Below are 26,581 nucleotides of genomic sequence, written 5' to 3' on the forward strand. Positions count from 1 at the left end.
TGGCTGATTGGCTGATTGGCTGATTGGCTGATTGGCTGATTGGCTGATTGGCTGATTGGCTGATTGGCTGATTGGCTGATTGGCTAAGCGTTTATAAAAATGCGAACCCGATAAAAGGGTTCGCACTGTTTGAGTTTATCGCGGTTTTCCGCGGCGTAATTGGGATCTGAATGACGGGTTCATACGTCATCCGTTTCCCGATTATTTTGCTGCCGTTATCGCGTCCTGAGCCTGCGCACTGCGCCCCCACATTCTCACCACAAAACTACCGGCACCGGCCACGGTCAGCAGCGCGACCACGCCCGGCCAGCCTGCACGTTCCAGCATCAGGCTACCCAGCGCAGAACCGACGGCCATACCGATAAAGACCCCGGTGAACATCAGCGCGTTCAGACGACTGCGTGCCGCAGGTTCCAGACCGAAAATCAGCGTCTGGTGGGACACCAGCGTGGCCTGCACGCCAAAATCAAAGCCGAGAGCAGAGACAACAATCAGCGCCAGCTGAGCCGGAACCGGCAGCAGCGGCAGCAGGAACAGCGCGGCAAACGATACGGTCGCCAGCGCCGTGGCCAGTCGGGTCACCATGGCCGGGCCGTGGCGATCGGCGAGCATTCCCGCCAGCGGTGCGGCCAGCGCACCTGCGGCACCGGCCAGGCCAAAGGCACCCGCCGTGGCGCTACCCAGACCGTAATGGCTGTGCAGCATCACCGCCAGCGTTGACCAGAAGGCGCTGAAGCCAACGGACAGCAGGCCCTGTGCCAGCGCTGCGCGGCGCAGTTCCCCGTGGCGCAGCCACAGATGACGCATTGACGCCAGCAGCTCCGGGTAGCTCATCGCGGTGCTCGGGGCGATATGCGGCAGGCGACGCCAGAGGATCAGCGTAATCGCCAGTACCAGTACGGCGGCAAGAATAAACATTGTGCGCCAGCCTGCGTACTGCGCCACCACACCACTCACTACGCGCGAAAGTAAGATCCCCAACAGCAGCCCGGTCATCACCGTGCCGACGGTTTTGCCGCGCTGCGCTGCCGGTGCCAGATGGGCGGCAGCCGGAACAATATCCTGCGCCATGGTGGCGGCAATTCCCACCGCCAGGCTGGCAACCAGCAATACGGTGATATTGCCGGCGGCGGCGCTAAGCAGCAGCGCGAGGGTCAGCAGCAGCCCTTTAATGCTGATAATGGTGCGACGATCGTGGCGATCGCCCAGCGGGGCCAGCAGCAGTATCCCCAGCGCGTAGCCAATCTGTGTCAGGGTCGGCACCAGGCCGCTGGCGGTCACGCTGGCGTGCAGCTGGCCGGATAAAATTTCCAGCATCGGCTGGCTGTAGTAGATCGAGGCGACGCTGAAGCCGGCACCGGTCGCCAGCATCAGCACGGTCGAAGCCGCCAGCGGCCGTTCGTTATGCGATGGATGTGTTTGCGTTGACATGGTTGTTACCCGTTGTTCGTTTCATCAGAAGTTGCAGGTATTTTTCACCGTTACGATAACGGTTGGTAGTCGCCTGCCAGGTAGAACTGTTATACGATGAGCGTATGAGCAAAGACATATTACCCGGCGTCGACCGTATAGAGCTGATGCAAACCTTTGTGCGCATCGTTGAAGCAGGCAGCCTGTCTGCGGCCGCCCTGCGCCTGTCGACCACCCAACCTACCGTCAGCCGCCGCCTGCAAACGCTGGAAAAGCTGCTGGGTCTGAAGCTTTTGCAGCGCAATACCCACGTGATGAAGCTGACCGAAGACGGTGAGCGCTGCTACGCTCATGCGCGTTCGCTGTTGGAAAGCTGGCAGGGGATAGAGGACGATCTGCGTGGTGTGACGGAAGAACCGCAGGGCGTGCTGCGCGTGCTGGCCCCGCATGCCTTCGGCCAGGATCAGATGATCGCGCCGCTACAGGCCTATTTGCAGCGCTATCCAAAAATGACCGTGGACTGGATGCTCAGCGACCGCACGCCGGACTTTATTGCCGAAGGCATTGACTGCGCGGTGCACGTTGGGCCGATTACCGAACCGTCGGTGGTGGCGGTTCTGGTGGCCGAAGTCCCGCGTATTGTCATCGCCTCCCCCACGCTGCTCGGCGATCGTTCGCTGCCGGAACGGCCGCAGCAGCTTCAGGATCTGCCCTGGCTGGCGTTGAGTACCTTTTATCGCCACAGCGTGTCGCTGACTCACGATGCCAGCCGCGAGGTGCAGCGTTTTGATATTCAGCCGCGCCTGCTGACCGATAGCCTGTATGCGCTGCGTAATGCGGTGCTGGCGGGGATGGGGGTCGGCATTGCCTCATCGTGGATGGTGCAGCAGGATCTTGCCGAGGGGAAACTGCTGCATCTGGCACCGCAGTGGCACGCGGCGGCGCTGCCGGTGTATCTGGTCTATCCGCACGCGCGCTACTATCCCGCCCGCCTGCGTATGTTTCTGGCGATGATGCGGGAAACCATGCCGGCGCTGACCGGCACCCAGCATCCGGCATAACCCGGTCGAGCGAGCGTTGGATAACCGCCCGCTCTGCTCGTCATGCGAGCTGCAAGCGCACTCGCGTCGTAGCCTGTGCGATATTCAGGAAGATGACGAATCAATCCCGCGCGGCATCTGAGACGAGCGGCGGTTCGGCAGATCGTTGGCGGAAACGGGGATGCAGCAGCATTAGCATTAGCGCCATCGCCAGACTGATCAGCCCCGCCCACAGCATCGCGCTGCCAAAGCCACTGGCAATCGCGCGGGCCATTTCCTGCATCAGCCTTTCACCATCCGCGCTCGCGGGCCAGTGATGTTCAACGATTGCCGCGTGAGCCAACGCCTCCGGCTGGCTGAAGCGGGCCGCTCGCAGGCTGGCAGCCAGTACGGCCTGCGCATGAAGGTTCATCAGCGTACCCAGCAGGGCGATACCCAGCGTCATGCCCGCCTGCCGTAGCGCATTCATTACCGCCGAGGCGATCCCGGATCGTTCCGTCGGCGCACTGCGCATCACCAGCGCACTGGTAGCGGGCATCGCCAGCCCCATCCCTGCACCCAGTATCGCCAGCAGCAGGCTCGCGAAAAGCCCCGGACTACCGGCGTCCAGCAGTGGCATCAGTAGCAGACCCACAGCCATCAGCGCATAGCCGGTCACTGCCATCATCAGCACACTAAAACGGGCCGAAAGACGGCCAAAGGCCATCGCAACTATCGCCATAGCAATGAATTCCGGTGCCATGCGCCAGCCGGTTTCCAGCGAGTTCCATCCCTGCGCCTGCTGCAGAAACAGAGAAACAAAGAAGACGCTGCTGTAGGCGGAAAAGCCGAGTACCGCCGAAGCGAGATTGCAGAGGGTAAAGTCAGCCTTGTGGAACAGGTCGAGCGGCAGCAGCGGGCGGACGGCGAATTTTTCCACCCGCAGAAATGCGGCAAACAGCAGCAGCGCGGCGAACAGTGAACCGGCGCTCAGCGGGCTGCGCCAGCCGTGCTCGCCGCTGGCTATCAGACCAAATGTCAGTGCTCCCAGCCAGAGCACGCTCAGCAGCTGCCCGGCCGGGTCCAGCGACAGGCGCTCTTTCGAGGCGCTTTCACGCAGGCCATAGTGGCCCAGCAGCAGGGTGATTATCCCGATGGGCAGGTTGATCAGGAAGATCACCTGCCAGCCGGTGATATGCACCAGGATGCCGCCGAGCAGCGGACCGGCGACCAGCGACAGAGCGCTAACCGCCGACCAGATGCCAATGACCCGAATACGCTGAAATTCATCAGGAAAAGATCGAGTTAACAGCGACAGCGCCCCCGGAATAATCGCCGCTCCGGCGATGCCCTGAACCACCCGCCCCGCCAGCAGAGTGGGCAGCGATCCGGCAAACGCGCACAGGGCCGAACCCACGGTAAAAATCGCAATGCCGCACAGCCACACGCGCTTGTGACCGAAACGTGCGCTGAGCGGGCCGGAGGAGAGAATGCAGGCGGAAAGGCAGAGCGCGTAGGCATCCACCACCCACTGAAGCCCGGATAGCGTGGTATTCAGTGCCGCCTGCATTGCGGGCAGCGCAACGTTAACAATGCTGATATCCAGCGATGTCATAAAGGTGCCGAGGCAGATGGCTGCCACCAGCGAAACCCGACGTAAGCGGTGCATAGCGTCTCCGTGATCCTGTCATTTTATTGATAATGATTCTCAATATAGATAATGACTGACCGTCGGTCAATGAGTTGATGGCGGCTATTTTGCGGTTTTCTGGTCAAGAAAAGCGACATTGGTTACGATGGCAGCCGGGCAATACGGGACGCGAAAATGAATTCACCACAGGAAAATATACCGCCGCAGCCGCGCACCAAACCGGCAGAGGTTCGACTGGACGAGCTGATGGATGCCGCCGAGCGGTTGTTTATCACTAAGGGTTTTGAGGCCACCACGGTCAGTGAGATCGTGCGCGATGCCGGCGTGGCGAAGGGCACGTTCTATCACTACTTCCCGTCAAAAAATGAAGTGCTGGCCGCACTGCGCGAGCGATTTACCCGCCAGTTTATCGATCGGGTTCAGCTGGCGATGGATGCCTGCCCCGCGGATGATGCGATAGCCCGCCTGCACGCCTGGTGCAAGAGCTGCGTGGCGGCGTATCTGGACAGCATGGCGGTGCATGATGCGCTGTATCACGATCACCACTATCACACGCGCGGCAATCAGGATCGGGATGCGGTGCTGGACCAGGTGCTGGCGCTGCTGAACGAAGGGGTTGCGCTGGGAGCCTGGCAATTGGATCGGCCCCGTCTGACCGCGATGCTGATGTACCACGGTATGCACGGCGCGGTGGACAATCTGGTGATCGATGAAGACGCCAGCCGCACCGATTTGGGCGCACAGCTGGCACAGCAGTTTTTACGTTTGCTGGGCCGCGGCTAGCCCGCGTCCGGCATATCGCTAAATATCCGGGAACGTCATCTTAAACGCTGCGCCGCCCAGCTCGCTTGTCTCGCAGCTGGCTTTTCCGCCGTGGGCTTTGGCAATCGCCTGCACCACCGCCAGCCCCAGCCCGGTGCCGCCGCTTTCCCGTGAACGCGACTGATCGCCCCGGGTGAAGGTATTAAACAGGGTGCTGCCGATTTCCGCCGGGATGCCTGGCCCCTCGTCCTCTACCGCGATAGTGACACCCTCCGGGCTGCGGAAACAGGACACCATGACGACACCCTGCGTGGCGTAGCGGCGCGTATTGTCCAACAGGGCCAGCAGCGCCTGGCGAAGTCGCGCAGCATCGCAGTGCAGGGTGATGTCATCCAGCCGCAGCACCAGCGACAGTTTGCGCTCGGCCAGCGAAGGGCGCATCAGCTCCGCCACGGCGGAGATCTCCCGGCTGATTTCGCTGTCTTCACAGTGCAGCGGCATATGACCACTTTCCGCCAGGCTCAGCGTGCGCAGATCTTCAATCAGCCGCGCCAGGCCCTCGGTCTGCTTCACCAGATTGACGAACAGCGCGTGGTCGGGTGGGAATACGCCGTCGGCCAGCCCCTGTAGCCGCCCGCGCAGGATGGTCACCGGCGTTCTCAGCTCGTGTGCGATGGCCGCATTCCAGGTGGTGATCTCCCCCGAGGCCGTTTCCAGCCGCTCGGCCATGGTATTAAAGTCGTCCACCAGCGCGGCGGTTTCCGTCAGCCTGCGGTCACCGGCATCGGCGCGAGTACCGAGTTCGCCGCCAGCGATTTTACGCGCGCTGTCGGCCAGAGAGTTCAGCGGATACAGCACCTTGCGGGCAAATCTGACGGCGGTCAGGATCGCCACCGCCAGCGACAGCGCTGTTGAAATGCCGAACTGCATCCACTCGCCGGTAGTCGGTTCGTAGTCCACCGCCTCCATATTGGTAAACAGCAGCGCCAGGCCATACCAGACGTAATACACGCCGAAAGAGATAATAATTGATGAGCAGGTGACCTGCGTCATCAGCACGATTAAATGGCGACTCAGGCCTGATCCCTTCATGCTAATCCCCCAGCCGGTAGCCGAGGCCGCGCACGCTTTCGGGTATGCCTGAAATCCCGGCCTCTTCCAGCTTTTTACGCAGTTTGCTGATGTGGCTGTCCACCGTACGCTCCAGGGTTTCTCCCTCGGCCAGGCAGTTTTCCAGCAGCTCAAGGCGGCTGAAGACCTTTTTCGGGTAACGCATCAGGTGGGCCAGCAGGCGGAACTCGGTGGTGGTGAGCGCGATAGCCAGTTCTTCCTCGGTTTTGATATTCACCACCCGGAACTCCTCGGGATAGAGCGCCAGCCGGGCGGTTTTTAGCACCTGCGGGACGGCCGCGATGGGGTGCGGCTGGCAGGCCGTGCGCCGGAGAATAGCGTGGGTGCGGGCCACGACCTCATCGGGATTAAACGGTTTTATTACGTAGTCGTCGGCACCGATCCGCAATGCGGCGAGCTTATCGGTATCGCCATCGCTGGCCGTCAGCATCAGCACCGGCGTATTGCCGCGCCGACGAAGCTCGGAGAGCACCTGCCAGCCGTTCATTCCGGGCATGCGGATATCCAGAATCACCAGGCAGGGGTTATGCCGCGCATGCAGTTCAAGCGCGTCGACGCCGTTGGCGGCATAGAGTGTGTCAAAGCCATCGCGTTGCAGATACGCCTGGACGATCTCAGCGATTTCCACTTCGTCTTCGACGACAAGGATTGGGAATTGTGTGTTCATAGGACCCCACAATATGGCATCGGCAAGGGGTTGTTAAGGCCAGAATTTTTATTTTTTATCTCCACACTCCCTCCATATTCGCTCCACTGATTCTGCATAAAACCGCGTTAGTCTGCCGCCTTTCATTCTTATAACTTTCGGAAATTATGCCGCTATGAAAATTAAAGGACGGGTGCTGTTACTGGCCGCTGTTGTCCTGTCGATCGCCGGCTGTGGGCAGGATGAGGATAAGACTGCCGTTCAGTCGCCCGACGCCACCAAAGTAACGGTGACATCGCTGGAAGCGGGAGAGGTGTCAGTGACCCACAGCTGGCCGGGGCGCGTTGTTGCCCTGCGCACCGCACAAATCCGGCCGCAGGTCGGTGGGATTGTCACCGCCCGGCTGTTTGCTCAGGGCTCGGAGGTCAAAGCGGGTCAGCCGCTGTTTCAAATCGATCCTGCGCCATTTCGTGCGGAAGTGGCGATGGCTGAAGCGACACTGGCCAGAGCTGAAGCCTCTCACCGCCAGCTGCAGCAGAAGGCTAATCGCCTGAGCCAGATTCAGCATAGCGGTGCTGTCAGCCGTCAGGATTTTGATGATGCACTGGCGAACAGTGCGCAGGCGGCGGCCAGCGTGGCGGAAGCCAAAGCCTCGCTACAGCGGAAAAAGCTGGACCTGGCGTACTCCACGGTAAAGGCCCCGGTCAGCGGGCGTATCGATCAGGAGTTTGTGACTGAGGGTGCGCTGGTCAGCGCGGCGGATACCCAGGCGATGGCTATCGTTCAGCAGACGGAAAAGGTCTATGTCGATGCCCGTCTGCCCGCATCGGAGCTGCGCCAGATTATCGACAGCCCGACAGCGGATGAACCGTCCCCCAATGCGCTGCGGGTCAGTCTGCTGGATGAGGCCGGTAAGCCCTATGACGTACAGGCTAAGCTGCTGTTCTCCGGGGTGAGCGTTAATAACGAAACCGGCGACGTGGTGCTGCGCATCGTGGCGGATAATCCGGCGCGCGTCCTGCTGCCGGGAATGTATATCCGCGTCAGCATTACCCGACATATCGCGAAAAACGGTCTGGTGATACCCGGCCAGGCGATACAGCGCCTTGATGACGGCAACTATGTCTGGACGGTCGATGGTGATGGCGCGGCGCGGAAAATCGGCGTGGAGCTGGCGGGCGAAAGCGGCCAGGGCGAGATCGTCAAAAGCGGTCTGCAGGCCGGAACAAGGCTGGTTGTTGAAGGCCAGGACAAGCTGCAGGAAGGCATGCGGGTAACGGCTGTTCCGCTTAAGCCCCGTGCGTAATCCGCGTTTTAATCAGTACAGGAAAATCTGATGCCGCAATTCTTTATCAATCGCCCGATTTTTGCCTGGGTTATTGCCCTGTTTATCGTACTGTTCGGGCTGATCGCCATTCCGCAGCTGCCGGTGGCACAGTATCCGTCGGTGGCACCGCCCAGCGTGTCGATTACCGTAAACTACCCCGGTGCCACGCCGCAGACCATGAACGAATCGGTGATTTCCCTGATCGAACGGGAACTGTCCGGCGTGGACGATCTGCTTTACTTCGAATCCTCCAGCGATACGTCAGGAATGGGCACGATCACGGTGACCTTTAAGCCGGGCACCGATATCAAGCTGGCCCAGGTCGACGTGCAGAACCAGATTAAGGTGGTGGAGCCGCGGCTGCCGCAGACGGTCAGGCAAAACGGGCTGACGGTTGAGGCAGCGTCCTCGAACTTTCTGATGATCGTCGGGCTGAACTCGGCACCGGGCCGCTTTAGCGAAGCCGATCTGAGCGACTATTTTGCCCGTAACCTGACGGAAGAGCTGCGCCGGGTGGAGGGCGTGGGGAAAGTGCAGGCGTTCGGCGCGGAGAAGGCGATGCGGGTGTGGGTCGATCCCGCACGGCTGATTTCCTACAGTCTGACGATTAGCGACATTACTAACGCCATCAGCCTGCAAAATGCGCAGATTGCACCGGGCCGAATCGGTGATTCGCCGTCGGTTGACGGTCAGCGTTCGTCCTATCCGCTGACCGTTAGCGGCCAGCTCGGTACGCCGGAGGAGTTCCGTCAGATCGTGCTGAAGGCCAATACCGACGGTTCACGGGTGACGCTGGGCGACGTGGCGCGCGTAGAGCTGGGATTACAAACTTACTCTTTCTCTATCCGTGACAACGGCGTGCCGTCTACGGCGGCGGCGATCCAGCTGTCGCCCGGTGCCAACGCGGTGAAAACCTCGGCGGCGGTGCAGGCAAGGCTGGCCGAGCTGGCTAATACCATGCCGGAGGGGATGAGCTATTCCGTGCCGTTTGATACCGCGCCGTTCGTTAAAATCTCCATCGAAAAGGTGATCCATACCTTTATCGAGGCGATGGTACTGGTATTCCTGGTCATGTTTCTGTTCCTGCAAAACGTCCGCTATACCTTTATTCCGGCCATCGTTGCGCCTATCGCGCTGCTGGGCACCTTCACCGTGATGATGCTGAGCGGCTTCTCTATCAACGTGTTGACGATGTTTGGCATGGTGCTGGCGATCGGCATTATCGTCGACGATGCGATTGTGGTGGTGGAAAACGTCGAGCGCCTGATGGCGGAAGAAGGGCTGTCGCCGCGCGAAGCGACGGAAAAGGCAATGCGTGAAATCACCGGTGCGGTAATCGGTATTACGCTGGTGCTGACCGCCGTATTTATCCCGATGGGGCTGGCCAGCGGTTCGGTAGGGATTATCTACCGGCAGTTTACCCTGTCGATGGCGGTGTCGATCCTGTTCTCTGCGTTCCTGGCGTTAACGTTGACCCCGGCGCTCTGCGCCACCCTGTTGAAGCCGATTACCCCGGAATCACACCATAAAGGGCGTTTTTTCAGTGCCTTTAACCGCGGCTTCGATCGGCTGTCTTCCGGCTATGCGTCGTGGCTGGGCCGCCTGCTGAAAAAAACCGGCCGCATGATGCTGCTGTATGCGGCACTGTGCGCGGTGCTGGCCTTCGGCTTTAAAGTCCTGCCGTCCTCTTTCCTGCCGGAAGAGGATCAGGGGTACTTCATTACTTCGCTTCAGCTGCCTTCCGATGCGACCACCGAGCGTACCCGCGACATGGTGCAAAAGCTGGAGACGCTGATCGCCGACCGGCCTGGGGTCGATCGTAACCTGTCGATCCTCGGTTTCAGCTTTGCCGGATCGGGCTCCAACTCTGCGCTGGCCTTTACCATGATGAAAGACTGGGGCGATCGCGCTGGCGCTACGGCACAGGGGGAAGCAGCCTGGGTGCAGGAGGCGATGTCATCCGTTCCTGACGCCACGGTGATGAGCCTGCTGCCGCCGCCGATTGCCGAGCTGGGTAACTCCACCGGCTTCACGCTGCGGCTGGAGGATCGCGCCGGGCACGATTACAAAACGCAGATGGCGGCGCTGCATATGCTGCTTGGCGCGGCGGCTGGCAGTGCCGTCGTGCAGGATGTGTATCCCGATGGCCTGCCTGATGGCACCAGTATTAACCTGCGCATCGATCGCCAGAAAGCCGAAGCGATGGGCGTGACTTTTAGTGACATCAGCCAGACGCTCTCCGGTGCGATGGGGTCGTCTTACGTCAACGATTTCCCTAACGGTGGGCGTATTCAGCAGGTGATTGTGCAGGCCGACGCGCCGTACCGTATGCATCTGAAGGACGTGCTTTCGCTCTACGTGCGCAACAAAAGCGGCGGTATGGTGCCGCTGTCCGAGTTTGTTCAGGCCGACTGGCAAACCTCGCCGCTACAGCTGATTCGCTATCAGGGCTATCCCGCCTTCCGTCTGGCCGGTAGCGCCGCGCCGGGCTATTCAAGCGGGGATGCGATGGCCGAAATGGAGAGGCTTGCCGGGGAGCTGCCGTCAGGGTTTGACGTTGAGTGGACCGGGCAGTCGCAGCAGGAACTGCAGTCGGCTTCGCAGGCACCAATGCTGATGATGCTGTCGATGCTGGTGGTATTCCTGGTGCTGGCGGCACTGTATGAGAGCTGGACCATCCCGCTTTCGGTGATGCTGGTGGTGCCGCTGGGGCTGTTGGGTACCGTGGGGGCGGTGCTGCTGCGCGATATGTCCAACGATGTGTTCTTCAAGGTGGGGATGATCACCATCATCGGTCTGTCGGCGAAGAATGCGATTTTAATCGTTGAGTTTGCCCGCCAGCTCTATCGTGAAGAGGGCAATATCGTCAGCGCCACTCTGCGCGCCGCCCGTATGCGCCTGCGGCCGATCCTGATGACCTCGTTGGCCTTTACCCTCGGCGTAGTGCCGCTGATGCTGGCAACCGGGGCGAGCGCGACGACTCAGCACGCCATCGGCACCGGGGTATTCGGTGGGATGATTACCGGGACAATTCTGGCGGTGTTCTTTGTGCCTGCGTTCTTCCTGTTCGTGATGGCTGCGGCCGATAAACTGCGTGCCCTCACCAGCAAATTCAATCGGTAATAAAACAACACAGCAGGCAGCTTAAGGGTGCTGCCTGCTCTGAGTTCAGGCTGATTTTAACTCAGGAGGACAGCATGGATTTCCAGCAAGAAACCGTCGACGACATTCTGCCATGGATTGATGAACATATCGGACTGCCGCTGCACATTCAGGATGTTGCCGCCCGCTCTGGTTATTCTAAATGGTATTTTCAGCGCCTTTTCCGTCAGCGAATGAATCAGACCCTGGGAAGTTATATTCGCGAACGCCGACTGTATTATGCCTCGCAGGATTTGGCGCTGACCGAACTGACCGTTCTGGACATTGCGCTGCGCTACGGCTTTGAAAGCCAGCAATCGTTCACCCGCCTGTTCACCCGCTATTTTAAGGCGCCGCCTGCCCGATGGCGGCGGACGCAGCGCTAACGTTTTTCGCCTTAAAAGTCATTAATGCACTTATTTTTTGGCTAAAAAATCGTCCATTTATAACTTTTGTTATTAATTTTAGCGATTGTTTATTAAAAATTAATAGCCACCCACTCTTAAAGCAGTCTCCAGACAGATGTGAACAAATGTATATTTGTCGGCGAAATAGCATTCTTTGACGCCGACAGTATTAACGAACTCTCCTTAACGAGACTCGCTATCTGACGCCTTAATCTTGCGGCTTCCGGTCAGTTGAAGTTTCTATTCACCATTGCACAAATACGTATGGCAAAAAGTCGACGACTTTGTGCAGGACCGCTGTTGGCTAATTGATAAATAACTCTCTCCGACAAGGATAAGCAATGAAAAAGGTAATTCTTTCCGCCGCGATGGCGACTGCGTTTTTAGGCCTGTCTGCAGCTAATGCGGCTGACCAGAATGTGGGTGGTGGTCAGGTTAATTTCTTCGGTAAAGTGACCGATGTTTCTTGTACTGTTTCCGTTAATGGCCAGGGCAGCGATGCCAATGTTTATCTGTCTCCAGTGACCTTAACTGAAGTAAAAGGTGCATCGGCTGATACACTGCTGAAACCAAAATCTTTCACCATCGACGTGTCTAACTGCCAGGCCGCTGACGGCACCGCGCAGGACGACCTGACCAAGCTGGGCGTGAACTGGACCGGTGGTAACCTGCTGGCTGGCGCAACCAGCAAACAGCAGGGCTACCTGGCGAACACCGAAGCCGCCGGTGCTAAAAACATTCAGCTGGTTCTGGCAACAGACAGTGCCACCGCACTGACCAACAAAATCATCCCTGGCGATAGCACCCAGCCGAAAGTAACCGGCGACGCTGCTGCTGTACAGGATGGTGCTCGCTTCACCTATATCGTGGGCTACGCGACCAGCACCCCGTCTACTGTCACCACCGGTGTGGTGAACAGCTACGCGACTTACGAAATTACCTACCAGTAATTACTGCCTGAAATTAAAACGGCCTTTTTCGGCTGATTTAAACAGTGATAAAGCGGCACGTGCTGCCGCTTATTTTTTATTTTGAGGTCAGCATGAAGTCGATTGCCCTTTTTTTCTTTTCCATTTTTAGTGTTGCGGCCAGCGCCAACAATATTATTGTCAACGGCACCCGCTTTATTTATCCGGGAAATGAAAAAGAAATAACGGTGCAGCTTTCCAACACCGCCGACCGCCCGGCGCTGGCGCAAACCTGGCTGGATAACGGTAATCCCGACGCTACGCCGGATACCATCACCACGCCGTTTATTATTACTCCGCCCATTTCCCGCGTGGATGCCAAAAGCGGCCAGACGCTGCGTATCAAACTCGGCAGCGATGCCGGTTTAGCCAAAGATAAAGAGACGCTGTGGTGGCTGAACCTGCTGGAAATCCCGCCGGTAGTCGCCAGTGGCAAAAATGAGGGGCAGAACGTCCTGCAGCTGGCGATTCGTTCGCGCTTCAAGTTTATCTATCGCCCGACCGGGCTGGGCAACCGCGATGCGGCCGCCGAGAAACTCGCACTCTCCGCCAGCGGTAATCGCTTATCGGTATCGAACCCCACGCCGTTTTATATCACCGTCAGCCGCATTTCGCGCGACGGCACCAGGCCGCTCAATGGCAAAACGGTGATGCTTGCCCCACAGTCAAGCCAGGTGATTGCACTGAACGCGTCGGTGAGCAAAGGCGAGACGCTGACTGTTAACAATATCAATGACTATGGTGCCGATGTTGCTGTGAAAGTCGCCGTTCAATAAGGGTGAAAATAATGAAGCAGAAGTTATTCTGCCCGGGAAGTTTACGCACGGCGATGGCAATTGCGCTCTGCGGCTTGCCGTTAGTTTCCAGCGGACAGGAAAACCCAGGGGCGACCTACACCTTTAACGACGGTTTTATTGTCGGCAGCCGTGAAAAAGTCGATCTGTCACGATTCTCTACCAGCGCCATCACCGAGGGAACCTACTCACTTGACGTGTACACCAACGGCGAGTGGAAAGGGCGCTACGATCTCAATGTCACCCGCGATCAAGACGGGAAAATGGGGATCTGTTACACCCGGGCCATGCTGGCGCAGTTTGGTATTGCCGCCGAGAAGCTCAACCCCACGCTCAGCCAGCAGGAAGGCTTCTGCGGCCGTTTGCCGGAGTGGCACAGCGAAGACACGATTAAAGATAACCTGATTCAGTCCTCTCTGCGGCTGGAAATATCCGTGCCGCAAATCTATGAAGATCAGCGTTTTAAAAATTTTGTCAGCCCGGAATTCTGGGATAAAGGCATTACCGCGTTGAATCTGGGCTGGATGGCGAACACCTGGACCAGTCACGCTTCGGCCGGTGAAAGTTCGGATAACAGTAGCGCCTATCTGGGCATCAATGCGGGATTCTCCTGGGACGGCTGGCTGCTGAAGCACGTGGGGAATCTGAACTGGCAGCAGCAGCAGGGCAAGGCGCGCTGGAGCAGTAATCAGACCTACGTACAGCGGCCGCTGCCGCAGGTCGATTCCATCGTCAGCGCGGGGCAAATCTTCACCAACGGTGAGTTCTTCGACACCATTGGCGTGCGCGGTGTGAATCTGGCGACCGACGACAATATGCTGCCTGACGGAATGCGTTCTTACGCGCCGGAGATCCGCGGCGTGGCGCAGAGTAACGCGCTGGTAACGGTCCGTCAGGGCGCGAATATGATTTATCAGACGACCGTGCCGCCGGGGCCGTTTGTATTAAAAGATGTCTATCCTTCCGGCTACGGCAGCGATCTGGAAGTGTCGGTGAAAGAATCCGATGGCAGCACAGAAGTGTTTAATGTGCCCTACGCCTCGGTGGCGCAGCTGCTGCGCCCGGGGATGACGCGCTATGCGCTTTCCGCCGGTAAGGTTGATGACAGCTCGCTGCGCAACCGACCCGTGCTGTATCAGGCGACCTGGCAGCACGGTCTGAATAACCTGTTTACCGGCTATGTCGGCGCTACCGGCTTTAATGATTATCAGGCCTTCCTGCTCGGCACCGGGATGAATACCGGTTTCGGTGCGCTCTCCTTCGATATCACCCAGTCACGGCTGAGAAGCGATACGCTGAATGAAAACGGCCAGAGCTACCGCGCCACCTTTAACCGGATGTTCACCGAAACCCAGACCAGCATCGTGCTGGCGGCGTATCGCTACTCCACCAAAGGTTATTACAACCTGAACGACGCGCTGTTTGCGGTCGATCAGGAGAAATACTACGACAGCAATTACACCCAGTGGCGGCAGAAAAACGGCCTGACCTTTACCGTCAACCAGAGCCTGCCGGACGGCTGGGGCGGCTTCTATCTTAGCGGCCGTATCTCCGATTACTGGAACCGTTCCGGCACCGAGAAGCAGTATCAGCTCAGCTACAACAATATGTTTGGCCGCCTGTCATGGTCGGTGGGCGCTCAGCGCGTTTATACCCCGGACAGCTCCGGCCACAGCCGCGACGACCGCGTGTCGCTTAACTTCAGCTATCCGCTGTGGTTCGGCGAGGGGCGTACCGCAAATCTGACCTCGAATACCTCATTTAATAATTCGCACTTCGGCAGCTCGCAGATTGGCGTGAACGGCTCGCTGGATAGCAGCAATAACCTTAACTACGGCATTTCCACCACCACCTCCAGCGGCGGCGAGCATGATGTGGCGCTGAACGGCAGCTATCGTACGCCGCTGGCCACGCTGAACGGCAGCTACAGTCAGGGTGCGGGCTATCGCCAGAGCGGGCTGGGCGGCAGCGGGACGCTGATTGCCCACGGCGGCGGCATCGTGCTGTCGCCGGAGACCGGCACCACCATGGCGCTGATCGAAGCGAAAGATGCGGCAGGTGCTGAACTGCCGGGTTCACCGGGGACGCGCGTGGATAAAAACGGCTATGCGGTTCTGCCGTATCTGCGCCCCTACCGCATCAATGCGGTTGAAATTGACCCGAAAGGCAGCAGTGACGATGTTGCATTCGAGCGAACGGTGGCTCAGGTGGTGCCGTGGGAAGACAGCGTGGTGAAAGTGGCCTTCAATACGTCCATTCAGAACAACATCACACTGCTGGCTCGCCAGGCAAACCGTGCGCCGCTGCCGTTTGCCGCCTCCGTTTACGATGCGGACGGCAAGGCGATTGGCGTCGTAGGCCAGGGCAGCATGCTGTTTATCAGCGACGCCAGTGCACGGCGCGCGGTGGTGAAGTGGAGCGGCGGAGAGTGTTCCGTTGAGCTGGGCCAGGAAAACAATAAGGAAAGGGTATGTCGCTGAGTAAGCAGCTGGTTATCTTAATGGGGCTGATGATGATGGGGACAACCTCCGCCTGGGCAGCCTGTACCCGACTCTCTCAGCCAACGGTACAGCTGGATATGGTGGTGGGCAGGGTGGTGGTGCCGCCCGATCTGCCGGTGGGTTCGGTGATTGCCACCCGAAACTGGACGATGAATGCGCCGGGCGGCGCAAGCTACACCTGTACCTCCGGCACCAACCGCTTTGTGGCGAAGATGGCGCTGGCGGGCAGCACCAATCTGGGTAATAAGGTGTTTTCTACCAACGTGCCGGGAATCGGCATGCGCTTCAGCCGCGGCGGGGCCACGGTGAATATTATCTACCCGGATACCTATTCCTCATCGATAACCCGAACCACGACCTATTCTCTGGAGGGGTCGCGCTTCACCCTGGAAATTATTAAAACCGCCACCACCACCGGAAGCGGTACGCTGGCGGCAGGAAAATATACGACCTACGACTGGGAGAACGGTAATAATCCCATTCTGGACACCTATCTGAGTGCCAATGCGATCACCATTGTTTCGCCTTCCTGTACGGTATTGAGTGGTACTAATATGAATGTTGATGTGGGCGCAATTAAACGTTCCGATTTAAACGGAGTCGGTACGACTGCGGGCGGAAGAGATTTTAATATTCAGCTGCAGTGCAGCGGCGGCTTGAGCGCTTCCGGGTTTGCTAACATCAATACGACGTTCTCCGGGAATCTGGCCACCAATACCACCGCGACCAAAGGGGCACTGATTAACGAAAAAACCGGCAATTCGGCGGCAAAAGGGATCGGTATTCAGGTGCTGAAAGACGGAACGCCAATCGAGTTTAATAAAAAATACAACATCGGTACGCTACAGAGCCAGGAAACGCGCTATATCACCTTACCGTATCGTGCCCGTTTCTATCAGTACCTGCCGACTACCTCGACCGGTGAAGTGGAATCTCATATGGTCTTTAACCTGACGTACGATTAACCCGGGAGGTGGATATGAGCGAATCGTTATCGTATTTAGCCCTTAAAAAGATCGTTCAGATGATTCTGCTGGGCTGCGGTTTTATCGTCTTTTCAGCCCTGGGGAAGATGCCTTTCTATGATGATGGGCGGATCGAGTTTCGTGGGCGAGTTAGCGATACGTCATGCAGCGTGGCGCTAAATGGCAGTAATAATGCCGGTAGCGGTAATATCTGGCTGGCTCCGGTCAGTCTTACTGAAGTTCATCAGCGAGGAGCGGGGGCATTTATGAATCCGCAGGCTTTTACGCTGGAACTGTCTCAGTGCCAGCTGAATTCGCATGGCGGGGAAGATCGTCAAATATCGCTTCCGATAGTCAGTGTACGCTGGATTAGTGGTGTGGGTATGAGCGCGGTGAATAACAACAGTGCCGAGTACCTGGATAATATTTTACCCGACGGTGCGCGCCATATTTACCTGGCTCTGGCGACCAATGACGGCAGCAATCTGGTAGCGGAAAATAAAATTGTTCCGGCCGACCCGCAGCAGAATCAGGTTAAGATGCAGGATCAATCGGCAAGCAGTGGCGTATTAACCTATTATATAGGCTATGTGACCACCTCGCCGCAGCAGGTGACCAGCGGACCGATTAGCAGCCTGGCAACGCTGGAACTGCTTTATAATTAATAATATCAAAGAGTGATGCCGGGTTGCTCCGGCATATTAAATAATAACCTCTTCCTGCACCAGTTGTTCAATACTGACTTCCTGCCAGTAAAACCCCTGCATTGCAAACCATTCCATGCCGCTTAGCCAGCGTTGATGTTCTTCGTTCTCAACACCTTCGATAATCACCCGGTGATTATTTTTTGACAGGAATGTAATTAGCGCCTGCATGAGCTGGCGTCCGTGTTCTTTTTCTATTAAATGCCAGAAGAATTCTTTGTCAATTTTTACGTAATTAAAATGATAGCCGCGAATAGCACCGATTCCGGCATGACCAGAACCAAAGTCATCCAGCCAGAGTGAAACGTTCAGCGGCAATAAACGGTTTGCCGGCGCGCGGCTCAGTAAGCTGACTGAGTATTCAGCTACCTCAAAATGCACATGTTCCAGACGCTCAATTCTTTTCGCAATATCATGACGCTGTAGAAGCGAGAGGATATGATCGTCGATATTGATAGTCAGAAACACGGCATTATCCAGGAACCAGTCCCTGTGCTGCTCTGCCTGTGCCAGCTGCTCGATAAAAATATCTTCACGTAATGAATTGTTTACATTGCGAAAAAAAACATCGGGGGAGACAGTGATTCGGTCAAAGCGGCTCAGGCATTCAACGGCAACCAGTTTTCCTTCAGGTGAGAACATTTTCTGATAAACATAGCGAATAGCTATATCACCACGAGATAACGTATCGATAAGCATCGTATTGCTCATTATTTTTCAGGTGTCAGTTTTTATTTGATGTGTCATCGCCAACGGCAATGACAACCAGAATACACAATATGCTATTCAAACTTAAATATAATTTGGAACTAAAATCTTCTGGACTTGAGTTTTTGATCGACGGTTATCTTTAATACGGTGTCCTCGATGTATTTTTTAGTGTCGGGGTTTTTATAGTTGAATTTACAGGAAATGCGAAAAGCGTTTCGTTCATGAGAACGATCCTGATACACCGGCGTGACGTTAACCACTTTCAGACTGGTGACAATAATACCGTATTCTGCAAGTGAAATCTCTACATTGTCTAATGCCATTCCTTTATCCATAAACTTTTTTTTGAAGGATTCAGATATAAAAGAACATCCTCCCTCGGAAAGGTCATTGATAGTACATCTATAGCTTTCACCGCTCTTGTGTCGACCCGAACAGAAGAAACCCGAATCGTTTTTAACGCGTACGCGTTGTGTTAAGCGACGTTGCAAAATGTTAATGCTATCAGGCAAAAAAAAAGCAATGGCATTGGTGGTGTTTTGACGGTCACCTTCGGTGCTTAATGCAGCGCTGAACTCAATTTTTCCTAACTGGCTGTGTAATACAAAAGAGAACATCGCGTTATCAGGAATAGATGAAAAATCCGAATCATCAGGATTAATATAAAAACATGAGAAATCAACCTTTTTGATATTTGCTGCCCACAATTCTCCTTTATGATAAATGTCTATTTCAGATTTAACTCTGCACTCTTCTCTCAAGATTGCCAATATTTCATATTTAGACTCTTTTAAGATCCCCACTGACATTCCATATCCTCTCATGCTATTTTTTTTAGTACCATTTTGGTCTTTATCCTATAGGAAAAAATCACCACTTAGTGCAAGAGATTGTGAGGGTCGTCTATTGTTAATGTTTAAATAATAGATGAAGACAATTAACAGGTACTTGACAGTTTTGCTAAGTATTCTTCTGGGTAGGGTGAATTTAAATAACGCTTGTTTATTATGTGGTTATTTACTGTTTTTTTAAACGAATGGTAAACGTACTTTTGGTGGCAGGTTTGTCACGGTGAAGAAAAAGTGGGAAGGCTATTCTATTTTTTTATTTCAGACTAATAGAGAGTTCTTGATGGCAGGGGGTTACCTGAAATTCAATTTTTCAGCCGGATGGGTTGGGTGATGTTTATCGTATTCTGAAGTGGAGGATTTATGGCTGAAAATAGCCGTGATGACGAACATCGAACCTACAGGCCGCAGGTAGAGAGTGTATTTCATTTTGCAGATCAATTCTTTTGCATATGACCCGGCGTCTGTTTCCCCCTGAAGTCAGTCTTCAGGGAGAATAGCTGAAAATAAGGTTTAGAACCGCGACGTTATTTTTCTGATTCAGAAACGATCGTCCTTTCCTCACCGTACCAGAGCTGTGATTGCGTTAAATCGACAAACTGTCGTTCATCGGCAATCAGCTCCCGCAGTGCCAGTAATCCCTCCTCGGTTTTACGCGCCGCCAGATGTGACGCCATGTCGTCCCACCACAGCTCAGCGCAGCCATCGTAATCCACCTGAGGGGCATTTCGGGTTTGCCGTAGTGCCTCTTGTGCCGAAGCATCAGCATAAGGGAGGGTCTGGATATAGCGACGAATTCCCAGTACCTGAGCGTGTTTAGTCACCAGCCGGGCATGGTTTTCACGCCAGTATCGATCGAATTCTTCAGCCGTTAAGTCCGCCCGTCTTTTTACACACATGATTAACTTCAACATCGTGCTGCTCCTGTTATTTCGACAGAGGCAAGCTTACACTCTGACAGCACTGTCAGAGTCAAGGGGAGGGAAGATGCAGATTGGTAAGCTGGCGTCGCTGACCGGCGTAAGCATTCGCATGCTTCGCTACTATGAGAAGGCTGGATTGCTGCACCCGACGCGTAGCGACACAAACTACCGGCATTTTTCCCAACAGGATGTGGAAACGGTCCGTCAGGTGCTGATGCTGAATGCGGCCGGATTTACGCTGCCGGTTATTCGCAGCCTGCTGAACTGTGTGAGTTCGGGTAGTGCGCCCTGTGAAGCTTTACAGGTGAAGGTGCACGAGCAGCTGGATGTGATTGAAAAGCAGATGGCGGACCTGGATGAAAGCCGTGGGCTTCTTAAGGGGCTGCTGGGGCAGTGAATGCTGCCGTGGCATTCTGATTGAGGAGCATCCTACGCCCTGTGGTTACGATAACCCGTAATGACATCTGCGTTACGATTGCTGTATGATTAATGTCCAGTAAGTATGGTGGAGATAACATTATGCCCTTAACGAACAGTGCTTCTGTCAAACGCGAAACATTGAATTTGCGCATCAAGCCCGCCGAGCGGGATCTCATCGATCGTGCGGCAAAAGCCAAGGGAAAAAATCGCACAGATTTTGTTCTTGAGGCTGCTCGTGCCGCCGCAGAGGAAGCGTTAATCGATCGGCGGATCATCATGGCAGATCCAGACGCTTATCAGGCTTTTCTTACCCGATTGGATCAGGCTCCTGCGGCGAATGACGCACTGCGAAAAACGATGCAAACCCTTGCCCCATGGGAAAGGAAAGAATGATATCTGCACCCGAGCCGCTCCACGCCGAACATCTGCTGTCTGCATTTTGTTGTGGCGTGGAGTCTATGGATAACTGGCTAAAACAGCGGGCGATGAAAAATCAGGTCACTGGCGCATCACGTACTTTCGTCAGCTGTGATGGCTTAAGCGTGCTGGCGTATTATTCATTGGCCTCCAGTGCCGTAATGACGAATGCCGCTCCCGGACGTTTTCGCCGTAATATGCCCGACCCGATCCCCGTCGTTGTGCTGGGCCGTTTGGCGGTGGATAAATCATTACACGGTCAGGGTGTTGGCAGGGCATTAGTGCGAGATGCCGGGCTACGGGTCATTCAGGTAGCAGATACCATCGGCATCAGAGGAATGATGGTACATGCGCTGTCTGATGACGCGCGGGAATTTTACCTGAGATTAGGATTTGAGCCTTCACCAATAGACCCAATGATGCTGATGGTGACGCTGGGGGATTTGACAGGGAGTTTATCGATTTAAATTACAGGTTCCGATTTTTACGCATTGTGATTCTCTTTTTGGCATATCTCTCTCCTCAGAATGAAAGAGGATAGATAGCGCAGCCCGTTCCCCGACTAATTTTCTTTTTTTTCTGCCCGATTTCTTCCCTCGCGTGACCTCTTTGATGAGCTTTCGATTCAATACCTTCAGGGAACCGCTAAATGACCATAAAAAATACAGTCCGCCCGACGCGCGCGGGGGCCGCCTCTGCCCGTAGTCGCCTCGCTATCGCCATCACCGGCCTTCTGGCCGCCACCGCCGTCGTGCCCGTTGGCGCGCTGGCGCAGTCCGCTACGCTACAGCAGCCAGCAGCGCGGACCTTCTCGGTTCCTGCCGGGGATCTGGCGGGGGCGCTGCGCAGCGCCGCTGGCCAGGCGGGCGTCATTCTGATTTTCACCCCGGAGCAGACCCGCGGGAAAAGCAGCGCCGGTGTGCGCGGTAGCTACGGCGTTGAGCAGGCGCTGGATATCTTGTTGGCAGGGAGCGGCCTGCGCGCTGAACAGACCGACAGCGGCTTCCGGCTGGTCGACAGCGCGGCGGAACAGGCTCTCGCCATTCCAGAGCTGTCGGTGGTCGCCGGACTGTCCGACAGTACCGCCGCCGGGCGATCCACGCTTGACCAGCAGGATATCGACCGCATCCAGGCCGACAACGTGGCCAGCCTGCTCGACAAGCTGCCGGGTGTATCGATGGCCGGTTCGCCTCGTCCGGGTGGGCAGAGCCTGAATATCTGGGGTATGGGCGACATGGAAGACGTTAAGGTGGTACTGGACGGCGCGCCGAAGGGCTTCGAAAAGTATCGCCAGGGTTCGGTATTTATTGAGCCGGAGCTGCTGAAGCGAGTGAGCGTCGACAAGGGGCCGCATAATATTCAGAACGCTAACGGCGGCTTCGGCGGCACCATCACGATGGAAACCAAAGACGCCGGTGATATGCTGCGTCCGGGAGAAGATCTCGGCGGTATGCTGAAATACAGCTACCACACCAACGATCGCCAGGGCATTTACAGCGGCGCGCTGTACGGCCGCAGCGAGGAGGGATTTGCCGACGGCCTGCTGTACGCCAGCCGCCGCGACGGCGGTAATATCAAGCGCCCGGACGGCACGCGCTTCGCGTATTCTGAGAACGATCAGACCTCTTACCTGCTGAAAACTAACCTCTATCTGACAGATTCGCAGACCCTGACCCTCTCGGCGATGCGTTCCGAATCCGACGGCTGGCAGCCGTTTGCCGCCAAACGCGACGACATCGCCGCGCCGAGCCAGGCGAACATCGACCGCTACGGCTATGAGGAGGCCTGGCGCCGCATTCTGGTCTACCGCGACCAGAAGGACAGCAACTACTCGGCGAAGTGGAACCTCGCCCCGGAGTCACAGCCGCTGGTCAATCTGACCGTGGCGCTGGCCTATTCGAAAACCGAACAGCACGACCGGCGGCCTGACTCCGCCTCGCAGTCCAGCTATCTCGGCACGCTGGGCAACGAGAGCTGGGTCAGCTATACCGACCGCCAGCTGGACGTCAGCAACGTGAGCGAGTTCAACAGCGGGCCGCTGGAGCACAAGCTGCTGATCGGCACGCAGCTGCACAAGCACGACCGCGATACGCTGATGTACTATCCGTCCGGTGCGACCAACGCCAGCTACAACTATGGTTACTTCCAGCCTTACTATATGCCAGCGGGTAAACAGGAGACGCGTAGCGTCTATCTACAGGATGCGGTGAGCTACGGCGACCTGACGATCACCCCAGGCCTGCGCTACGACCACGTCACCAACACCGGGCGGCCGAACCTCGCGCCGCGCTATAACGACAGCGATCCGCTGGCCGGCCACGACTACAGCAGCGTGACCTACACCGGCTGGTCGCCGCACCTCGGCACCATCTGGAAGGCGACGCGTAACGTCTCGCTGTTTGCCGACGTCAGCCGCACCTGGCGCGCGCCGGTGATCGACGAGCAGTACGAAGTGCAGTCTGCCGCTTCCAGCGTGCCGGGCACCAGCCGCAATCTGCAGGTGGAGCGCATTACCGGCATCCGGCTGGGCGCGGTGCTTGACTTCAACGACCTGCTGCTGGACAAGGACAGCCTGCAGATCCGTACCACCCTGTTCCGCAACCGTGGAAAGAACGAGATCTTCTACCGCCGCGGCGTGCTGTGCGAAGAGGGTAGCTGCGGCCAGCCGCTCTCCAACTATCGCAACCTGCCGGGCTACACCATTGAAGGGTTCGAGGTTGAGTCGTTCTACGACAGTGAAAGCCTGTTCGGCAGCCTGTCGCTGTCATCGATTCGCGGTAAGCGCGACGGCTCACCGCGCGACCCGTGGGGTAATGAAACATGGATCGCCGAAATCCCGCCGACGACCGCACACGCGATGCTCGGCCTGAAAGTGCCGCGTGCCAACCTGGCCTTCGGCGTAACCGGCGACTTCGTGCGCAAGCAGGACCGCTCGCCGGTGGATGGCGATCCTCAGGCGGCGGTGTGGGCGCTGCCGAAAACCTCCGGCTATGCGCTGTACGGCCTGTTCGCTTCGTGGGAGCCAAACTTCTGGCGCGGTCTTGAGGCGCGAGTCACCGTCGATAACCTGCTGAACCACAACTACTATCCGTACCTCGGCGAATCGGTTTCCGGCGTCGGGCGCAACTTCAAGTTCAGCGTCAGCCAGCGTTTCTAATCCTTCCTCCCAGCGGGGGCCGCTGCGGCCCCCGCACCGCACGTGTGGCCGCATAACGCGGTAAAGCGCGTTAAAATTCAGCAATAACTTGACACGCCATTTACATTATCTAAATAATAATGATTGTTATTTTCACTATCATTGCTATCGGGTGTTTTGCATGGCGAGGAAACAGAGCGCAGCGTCCCACGGTTTTGCCGAACAGCTCTACCTTGAGCATCACAGCTGGCTGTGCAGCTGGCTGCGCAACAGGGTCAGCTGCGCGTCCCATGCGGAAGATCTGGCACAGGATACCTTTATGGGCATCCTGCTCAGCCCGCAGCTGTTAACGATCCGCGAACCTCGCCCGTTCCTGGCGACGGTGGCACGCCGCCTGGTCGCCAACTTCTACCGCCGTAAAAAGATTGAAGAGCACTACCTGCAGGCGCTCGCCGAGCTGCCGGAAGAGGCGATCCCCTCGCCGGAAGTGCGCCAACAGGCGATTGAAATGCTGGAGCAGCTTGACCGGGCGCTGGACGGGCTGCCGCCGCACGTGCGCGAAGCGTTCCTGCTGGCGCACCTGCAGGGCATGCGCTACAGCGACATAGCAGAACGCCTGCGTGTCTCAACCAGCTCGGTGAAACAGTACCTACAGCGTGCCAACCTGCACTGCTTCTTTGCGCTTTCTGCGTGATGACGGCGGAGGGAGGCGCGATGGCCGAAGAAATTGACCCGCAGAGCGCACGCGAGGCGGTGGCGTGGCTGACGCAGCTGATGTCGGAAGAGGCGAACGGCGAGGATAAGGACGGCTGGCAGCGCTGGCTGGCGGCCAGCCCGGAAAACGTGCGGGCCTGGCAGCATATCAGCCGCTTCTCTTCGCAGTTCTCGCAGCTGAACGGCGAAGCGGCACACCGCAGCCTGTCGACGGTCGCCAACCCGCAGCGCCGTCGGCTGCTGCGCTGCGCGGCCGGCGTTGGTCTGATCGGCGCGGTCGGCGCAGGGGTGCTGCCCTGGCGATCGTGGCAGGCCGACTACCGCACGGCGATCGGCGAGCAGCAGCGGGTCACGCTGAGCGACGGCACCGATCTGCTGCTGAACACGCAGACCGCGGTGAACGTCAGCCTGCCGCAGCTCAGCCTGCTGCAGGGCGAAATGCTGGTCTCCTCACCGCGCAACGGCATGCCGCTGCAGCTGTCGCTGCCGCAGGGCAGAGTACAGTCACACAACAGCCGGTTCAGCCTGCGGCTGCATGACGACTATAGCGAGCTTGCGGTCTATCACGGCCAGCTCAGCGTCATGCCTCTGGATGGCCAGCGCACCACCCTCAACGCGGGCTACGGCGGTCGGTTGAATCTCAGCGGTTTCCACGAGGTGGGCAGGGTCAGCGGGGAACCCGGCTGGCAGCAGGGAATGCTGTACGCCGACAATATGCGACTGGATGACTTTCTCGCCGAGCTGGCGCGCTACCGTCGCGGCGTAATCCGCTGCGGTCAGCAGGTCGCAGGCCTGCGGCTGTCGGGTGCCTTCCCGCTCGCTGACACCGATCGGATTATTGCCTCGCTGCCAGGCACGCTGCCGGTTCAGGTCAGCTCGCTATCGAAATACTTCATCAGCATCTCATAGTCGGCCATTAACAGACGAATACGCTTAAAAAGAGTGGTGTTAATATTCTCAGTAGAATATAAAACTACAGTGAAGACAATTTAAGATAAATAACCCCATAATTCATCGCAGTTCTGCCCGTTTCTCTCCACTCGGGTGACCTCAGGGTAATCCCCCGATTGTTTTCAGGCATATCGGGCACCTTTTACGGCCAATCCGGGTACTGCTGCTTATGATCGCTCACTCCGTCCTTCCCTCCAGCCCGCTTCCCGCACCGCAGCGGCAGCGCCGCCGGGTCGCGGCCGGGCTGCTTACCCTGGCGCTGCACGGCGCGCTGCTGCTGTGGTTGAGCTACCGTGCAGCCCCGCCGCCGCCGCTGCCTGCCGCTCAGCCGATGCTGCTGCTGGCGGTTGCCGAGCAGGCCGAATCGGTGCCGGACAGCGAGAAAAGGCCGACCGGCGTGCGCCAGGTGCAGGCGATCGCCGCGCAGGCCGAGCCAACCCGGCAGGCCGCGCCGAAGCTGACGGAGGCACCCGACGCCCTGATTCACCGCACAACCGCCGTCGCACAGCCTGACAAAACCCCGGTGGAGAAGCAGAAACCCCCGAAGCGTCCGGTGGAAAAGGCACCGCCGAACCCGCCTTCCCTCGCAGCGGCCGCGCCGGATACCAGCGCGCCGCCGCCGATGGCGGGCAAAACCGTTGCCGCCCCGCGTAGCCAGGTCGCTGCCCAGCCCAGCCGCAACGCTTCGGCGTGGAGCGGCGAACTGCTGGCGCATCTCAGCCGCTACAAGCGCTACCCGGCGATCGCGCTGCGTCAGCAGCGGCAGGGCGTAGCGCAGATAAGCATTACCCTCGATCGCCAGGGCAGGGTGCTGGCGGTCAAGCTGCTGCGCTCGAGCGGCGTCAGCTCGCTGGATCGGGAAACCACCGAGCTACCGCTGCGCGCATCGCCGGTGCCGCCGCCGCCGCCGGAGATGGTCGTCGGCATGGCCGAGATCAGCATCAGCCTTCCGGTGCGCTTCGATCTGCGCGAAGCGCGAAAATAGTCTACAGCGCCGACGACGTAGCCCGTCGGCGCTGCTGATTTTCCCCTTCA

The 26,581-nt window shown here is 57.4% G+C and carries 24 protein-coding genes; 17 read left to right on the forward strand and 7 right to left on the reverse strand.

Annotated elements, in window-relative coordinates:
- Positions 1-201: 201 nt before the first annotated feature.
- Positions 202-1,431: an MFS transporter gene (locus OMR58_RS02990; protein ID WP_200560551.1), complete on the reverse strand. Its 1,230-nt coding sequence runs from the start codon at positions 1,429-1,431 to the stop codon at positions 202-204.
- Positions 1,432-1,535: 104 nt separating this feature from the next.
- Here OMR58_RS02990 and OMR58_RS02995 point away from each other — a divergent pair, with 104 nt between their 5' ends.
- On the forward strand, positions 1,536-2,471 hold the full coding sequence (locus OMR58_RS02995; protein WP_200560552.1) for a LysR family transcriptional regulator: 936 nt from the start codon (positions 1,536-1,538) through the stop codon (positions 2,469-2,471).
- Positions 2,472-2,571: 100 nt separating this feature from the next.
- On the opposite strand, the gene OMR58_RS03000 is transcribed toward OMR58_RS02995, so the two are convergent.
- A complete protein-coding gene (locus tag OMR58_RS03000) occupies positions 2,572-4,098 on the reverse strand; it encodes an MFS transporter (protein ID WP_264545252.1) in 1,527 nt (508 codons plus the stop codon).
- Positions 4,099-4,254: 156 nt separating this feature from the next.
- On the opposite strand from OMR58_RS03000, the gene OMR58_RS03005 reads away from it, so the two are divergent.
- Positions 4,255-4,863, forward strand: coding sequence for a TetR/AcrR family transcriptional regulator (locus OMR58_RS03005; protein WP_264545253.1), 609 nt, complete (start codon positions 4,255-4,257; stop codon positions 4,861-4,863).
- Positions 4,864-4,881: 18 nt separating this feature from the next.
- Here OMR58_RS03005 and OMR58_RS03010 read toward each other — a convergent pair whose 3' ends face one another.
- Together OMR58_RS03010 and OMR58_RS03015 are read right to left on the reverse strand one after the other, a co-directional pair.
- Positions 4,882-5,934, reverse strand: coding sequence for an ATP-binding protein (locus OMR58_RS03010; RefSeq protein ID WP_264545254.1), 1,053 nt, complete (start codon positions 5,932-5,934; stop codon positions 4,882-4,884).
- Position 5,935: 1 nt separating this feature from the next.
- Positions 5,936-6,640, reverse strand: coding sequence for a response regulator (locus tag OMR58_RS03015; RefSeq protein WP_200560556.1), 705 nt, complete (start codon positions 6,638-6,640; stop codon positions 5,936-5,938).
- Between the two features lie 154 nt (positions 6,641-6,794).
- Between OMR58_RS03015 and OMR58_RS03020 the strand changes: the two genes are divergently transcribed.
- From OMR58_RS03020 to OMR58_RS03055, 8 genes are all read left to right on the forward strand, one after another.
- On the forward strand, positions 6,795-7,925 hold the full coding sequence (locus tag OMR58_RS03020) for an efflux RND transporter periplasmic adaptor subunit (protein ID WP_264545255.1): 1,131 nt from the start codon (positions 6,795-6,797) through the stop codon (positions 7,923-7,925).
- 30 nt (positions 7,926-7,955) lie between these two features.
- Positions 7,956-11,069 (forward strand): efflux RND transporter permease subunit, encoded by a 3,114-nt coding sequence (locus tag OMR58_RS03025; protein ID WP_264545256.1) that lies wholly within the window; start codon positions 7,956-7,958, stop codon positions 11,067-11,069.
- Positions 11,070-11,143: 74 nt separating this feature from the next.
- On the forward strand, positions 11,144-11,473 hold the full coding sequence (locus OMR58_RS03030; protein WP_105592135.1) for a helix-turn-helix domain-containing protein: 330 nt from the start codon (positions 11,144-11,146) through the stop codon (positions 11,471-11,473).
- Positions 11,474-11,835: 362 nt separating this feature from the next.
- Complete coding sequence (locus OMR58_RS03035; RefSeq protein WP_105592134.1) at positions 11,836-12,444, forward strand: fimbrial protein; 609 nt, start codon at positions 11,836-11,838, stop codon at positions 12,442-12,444.
- Between the two features lie 92 nt (positions 12,445-12,536).
- On the forward strand, positions 12,537-13,238 hold the full coding sequence (locus OMR58_RS03040) for a fimbrial biogenesis chaperone (protein ID WP_105592325.1): 702 nt from the start codon (positions 12,537-12,539) through the stop codon (positions 13,236-13,238).
- Positions 13,239-13,249: 11 nt separating this feature from the next.
- Entirely contained in the window at positions 13,250-15,736 is a 2,487-nt protein-coding gene (locus OMR58_RS03045) for a fimbria/pilus outer membrane usher protein (protein WP_205065801.1), read from the forward strand.
- Positions 15,727-16,722, forward strand: a complete 996-nt coding sequence (locus tag OMR58_RS03050; RefSeq protein WP_200560562.1) for a fimbrial protein — start codon at positions 15,727-15,729, stop codon at positions 16,720-16,722. The genes OMR58_RS03045 and OMR58_RS03050 overlap by 10 nt, the downstream gene beginning before the upstream one ends.
- Before the next feature lie 14 nt (positions 16,723-16,736).
- Positions 16,737-17,387, forward strand: coding sequence for a fimbrial protein (locus OMR58_RS03055; RefSeq protein ID WP_444861294.1), 651 nt, complete (start codon positions 16,737-16,739; stop codon positions 17,385-17,387).
- Positions 17,388-17,423: 36 nt separating this feature from the next.
- Here OMR58_RS03055 and OMR58_RS03060 read toward each other — a convergent pair whose 3' ends face one another.
- The 3 genes from OMR58_RS03060 to OMR58_RS03070 all read right to left on the reverse strand — a co-directional run bounded on the left by OMR58_RS03060 (position 17,424) and on the right by OMR58_RS03070 (position 19,899).
- Positions 17,424-18,137, reverse strand: coding sequence for an EAL domain-containing protein (locus OMR58_RS03060; protein WP_264545257.1), 714 nt, complete (start codon positions 18,135-18,137; stop codon positions 17,424-17,426).
- A 98-nt stretch (positions 18,138-18,235) separates the two neighbouring features.
- The gene (locus OMR58_RS03065) at positions 18,236-18,946 is read right to left on the reverse strand and encodes a flagellar brake protein (RefSeq protein WP_200560565.1); all 711 of its coding nucleotides are present in this window, start codon (positions 18,944-18,946) and stop codon (positions 18,236-18,238) included.
- 566 nt (positions 18,947-19,512) lie between these two features.
- Entirely contained in the window at positions 19,513-19,899 is a 387-nt protein-coding gene (locus tag OMR58_RS03070) for an EthD domain-containing protein (RefSeq protein ID WP_200543292.1), read from the reverse strand.
- A gap of 73 nt (positions 19,900-19,972) precedes the next feature.
- On the opposite strand from OMR58_RS03070, the gene OMR58_RS03075 reads away from it, so the two are divergent.
- The 7 genes from OMR58_RS03075 (at position 19,973) to OMR58_RS03105 (ending at position 26,531) form a co-directional block, all read left to right on the forward strand.
- Positions 19,973-20,305 carry a MerR family transcriptional regulator gene (locus OMR58_RS03075; protein ID WP_200560573.1) on the forward strand — a complete coding sequence of 111 codons (333 nt, stop codon included), beginning with the start codon at positions 19,973-19,975 and terminating at the stop codon, positions 20,303-20,305.
- Between the two features lie 122 nt (positions 20,306-20,427).
- Positions 20,428-20,721, forward strand: coding sequence for a type II toxin-antitoxin system TacA family antitoxin (locus OMR58_RS03080; protein ID WP_200560574.1), 294 nt, complete (start codon positions 20,428-20,430; stop codon positions 20,719-20,721).
- Entirely contained in the window at positions 20,718-21,212 is a 495-nt protein-coding gene (locus tag OMR58_RS03085; protein WP_105592125.1) for a GNAT family N-acetyltransferase, read from the forward strand. Before OMR58_RS03080 ends, OMR58_RS03085 begins: the two co-directional genes overlap by 4 nt.
- A gap of 182 nt (positions 21,213-21,394) precedes the next feature.
- On the forward strand, positions 21,395-23,902 hold the full coding sequence (locus OMR58_RS03090) for a TonB-dependent receptor (protein WP_264545258.1): 2,508 nt from the start codon (positions 21,395-21,397) through the stop codon (positions 23,900-23,902).
- A gap of 160 nt (positions 23,903-24,062) precedes the next feature.
- Complete coding sequence (locus OMR58_RS03095) at positions 24,063-24,575, forward strand: sigma-70 family RNA polymerase sigma factor (RefSeq protein ID WP_105592123.1); 513 nt, start codon at positions 24,063-24,065, stop codon at positions 24,573-24,575.
- A 20-nt stretch (positions 24,576-24,595) separates the two neighbouring features.
- Positions 24,596-25,504 carry a DUF4880 domain-containing protein gene (locus tag OMR58_RS03100; protein WP_200560576.1) on the forward strand — a complete coding sequence of 303 codons (909 nt, stop codon included), beginning with the start codon at positions 24,596-24,598 and terminating at the stop codon, positions 25,502-25,504.
- 211 nt (positions 25,505-25,715) lie between these two features.
- Positions 25,716-26,531, forward strand: coding sequence for a TonB family protein (locus OMR58_RS03105; protein ID WP_200560577.1), 816 nt, complete (start codon positions 25,716-25,718; stop codon positions 26,529-26,531).
- The last annotated feature ends 50 nt before the right edge of the window (positions 26,532-26,581 follow it).

Source organism: Erwinia sp. INIA01 (genome assembly GCF_025947915.1).
Taxonomy (GTDB): Bacteria; Pseudomonadota; Gammaproteobacteria; order Enterobacterales; family Enterobacteriaceae; genus Erwinia; species Erwinia coffeiphila.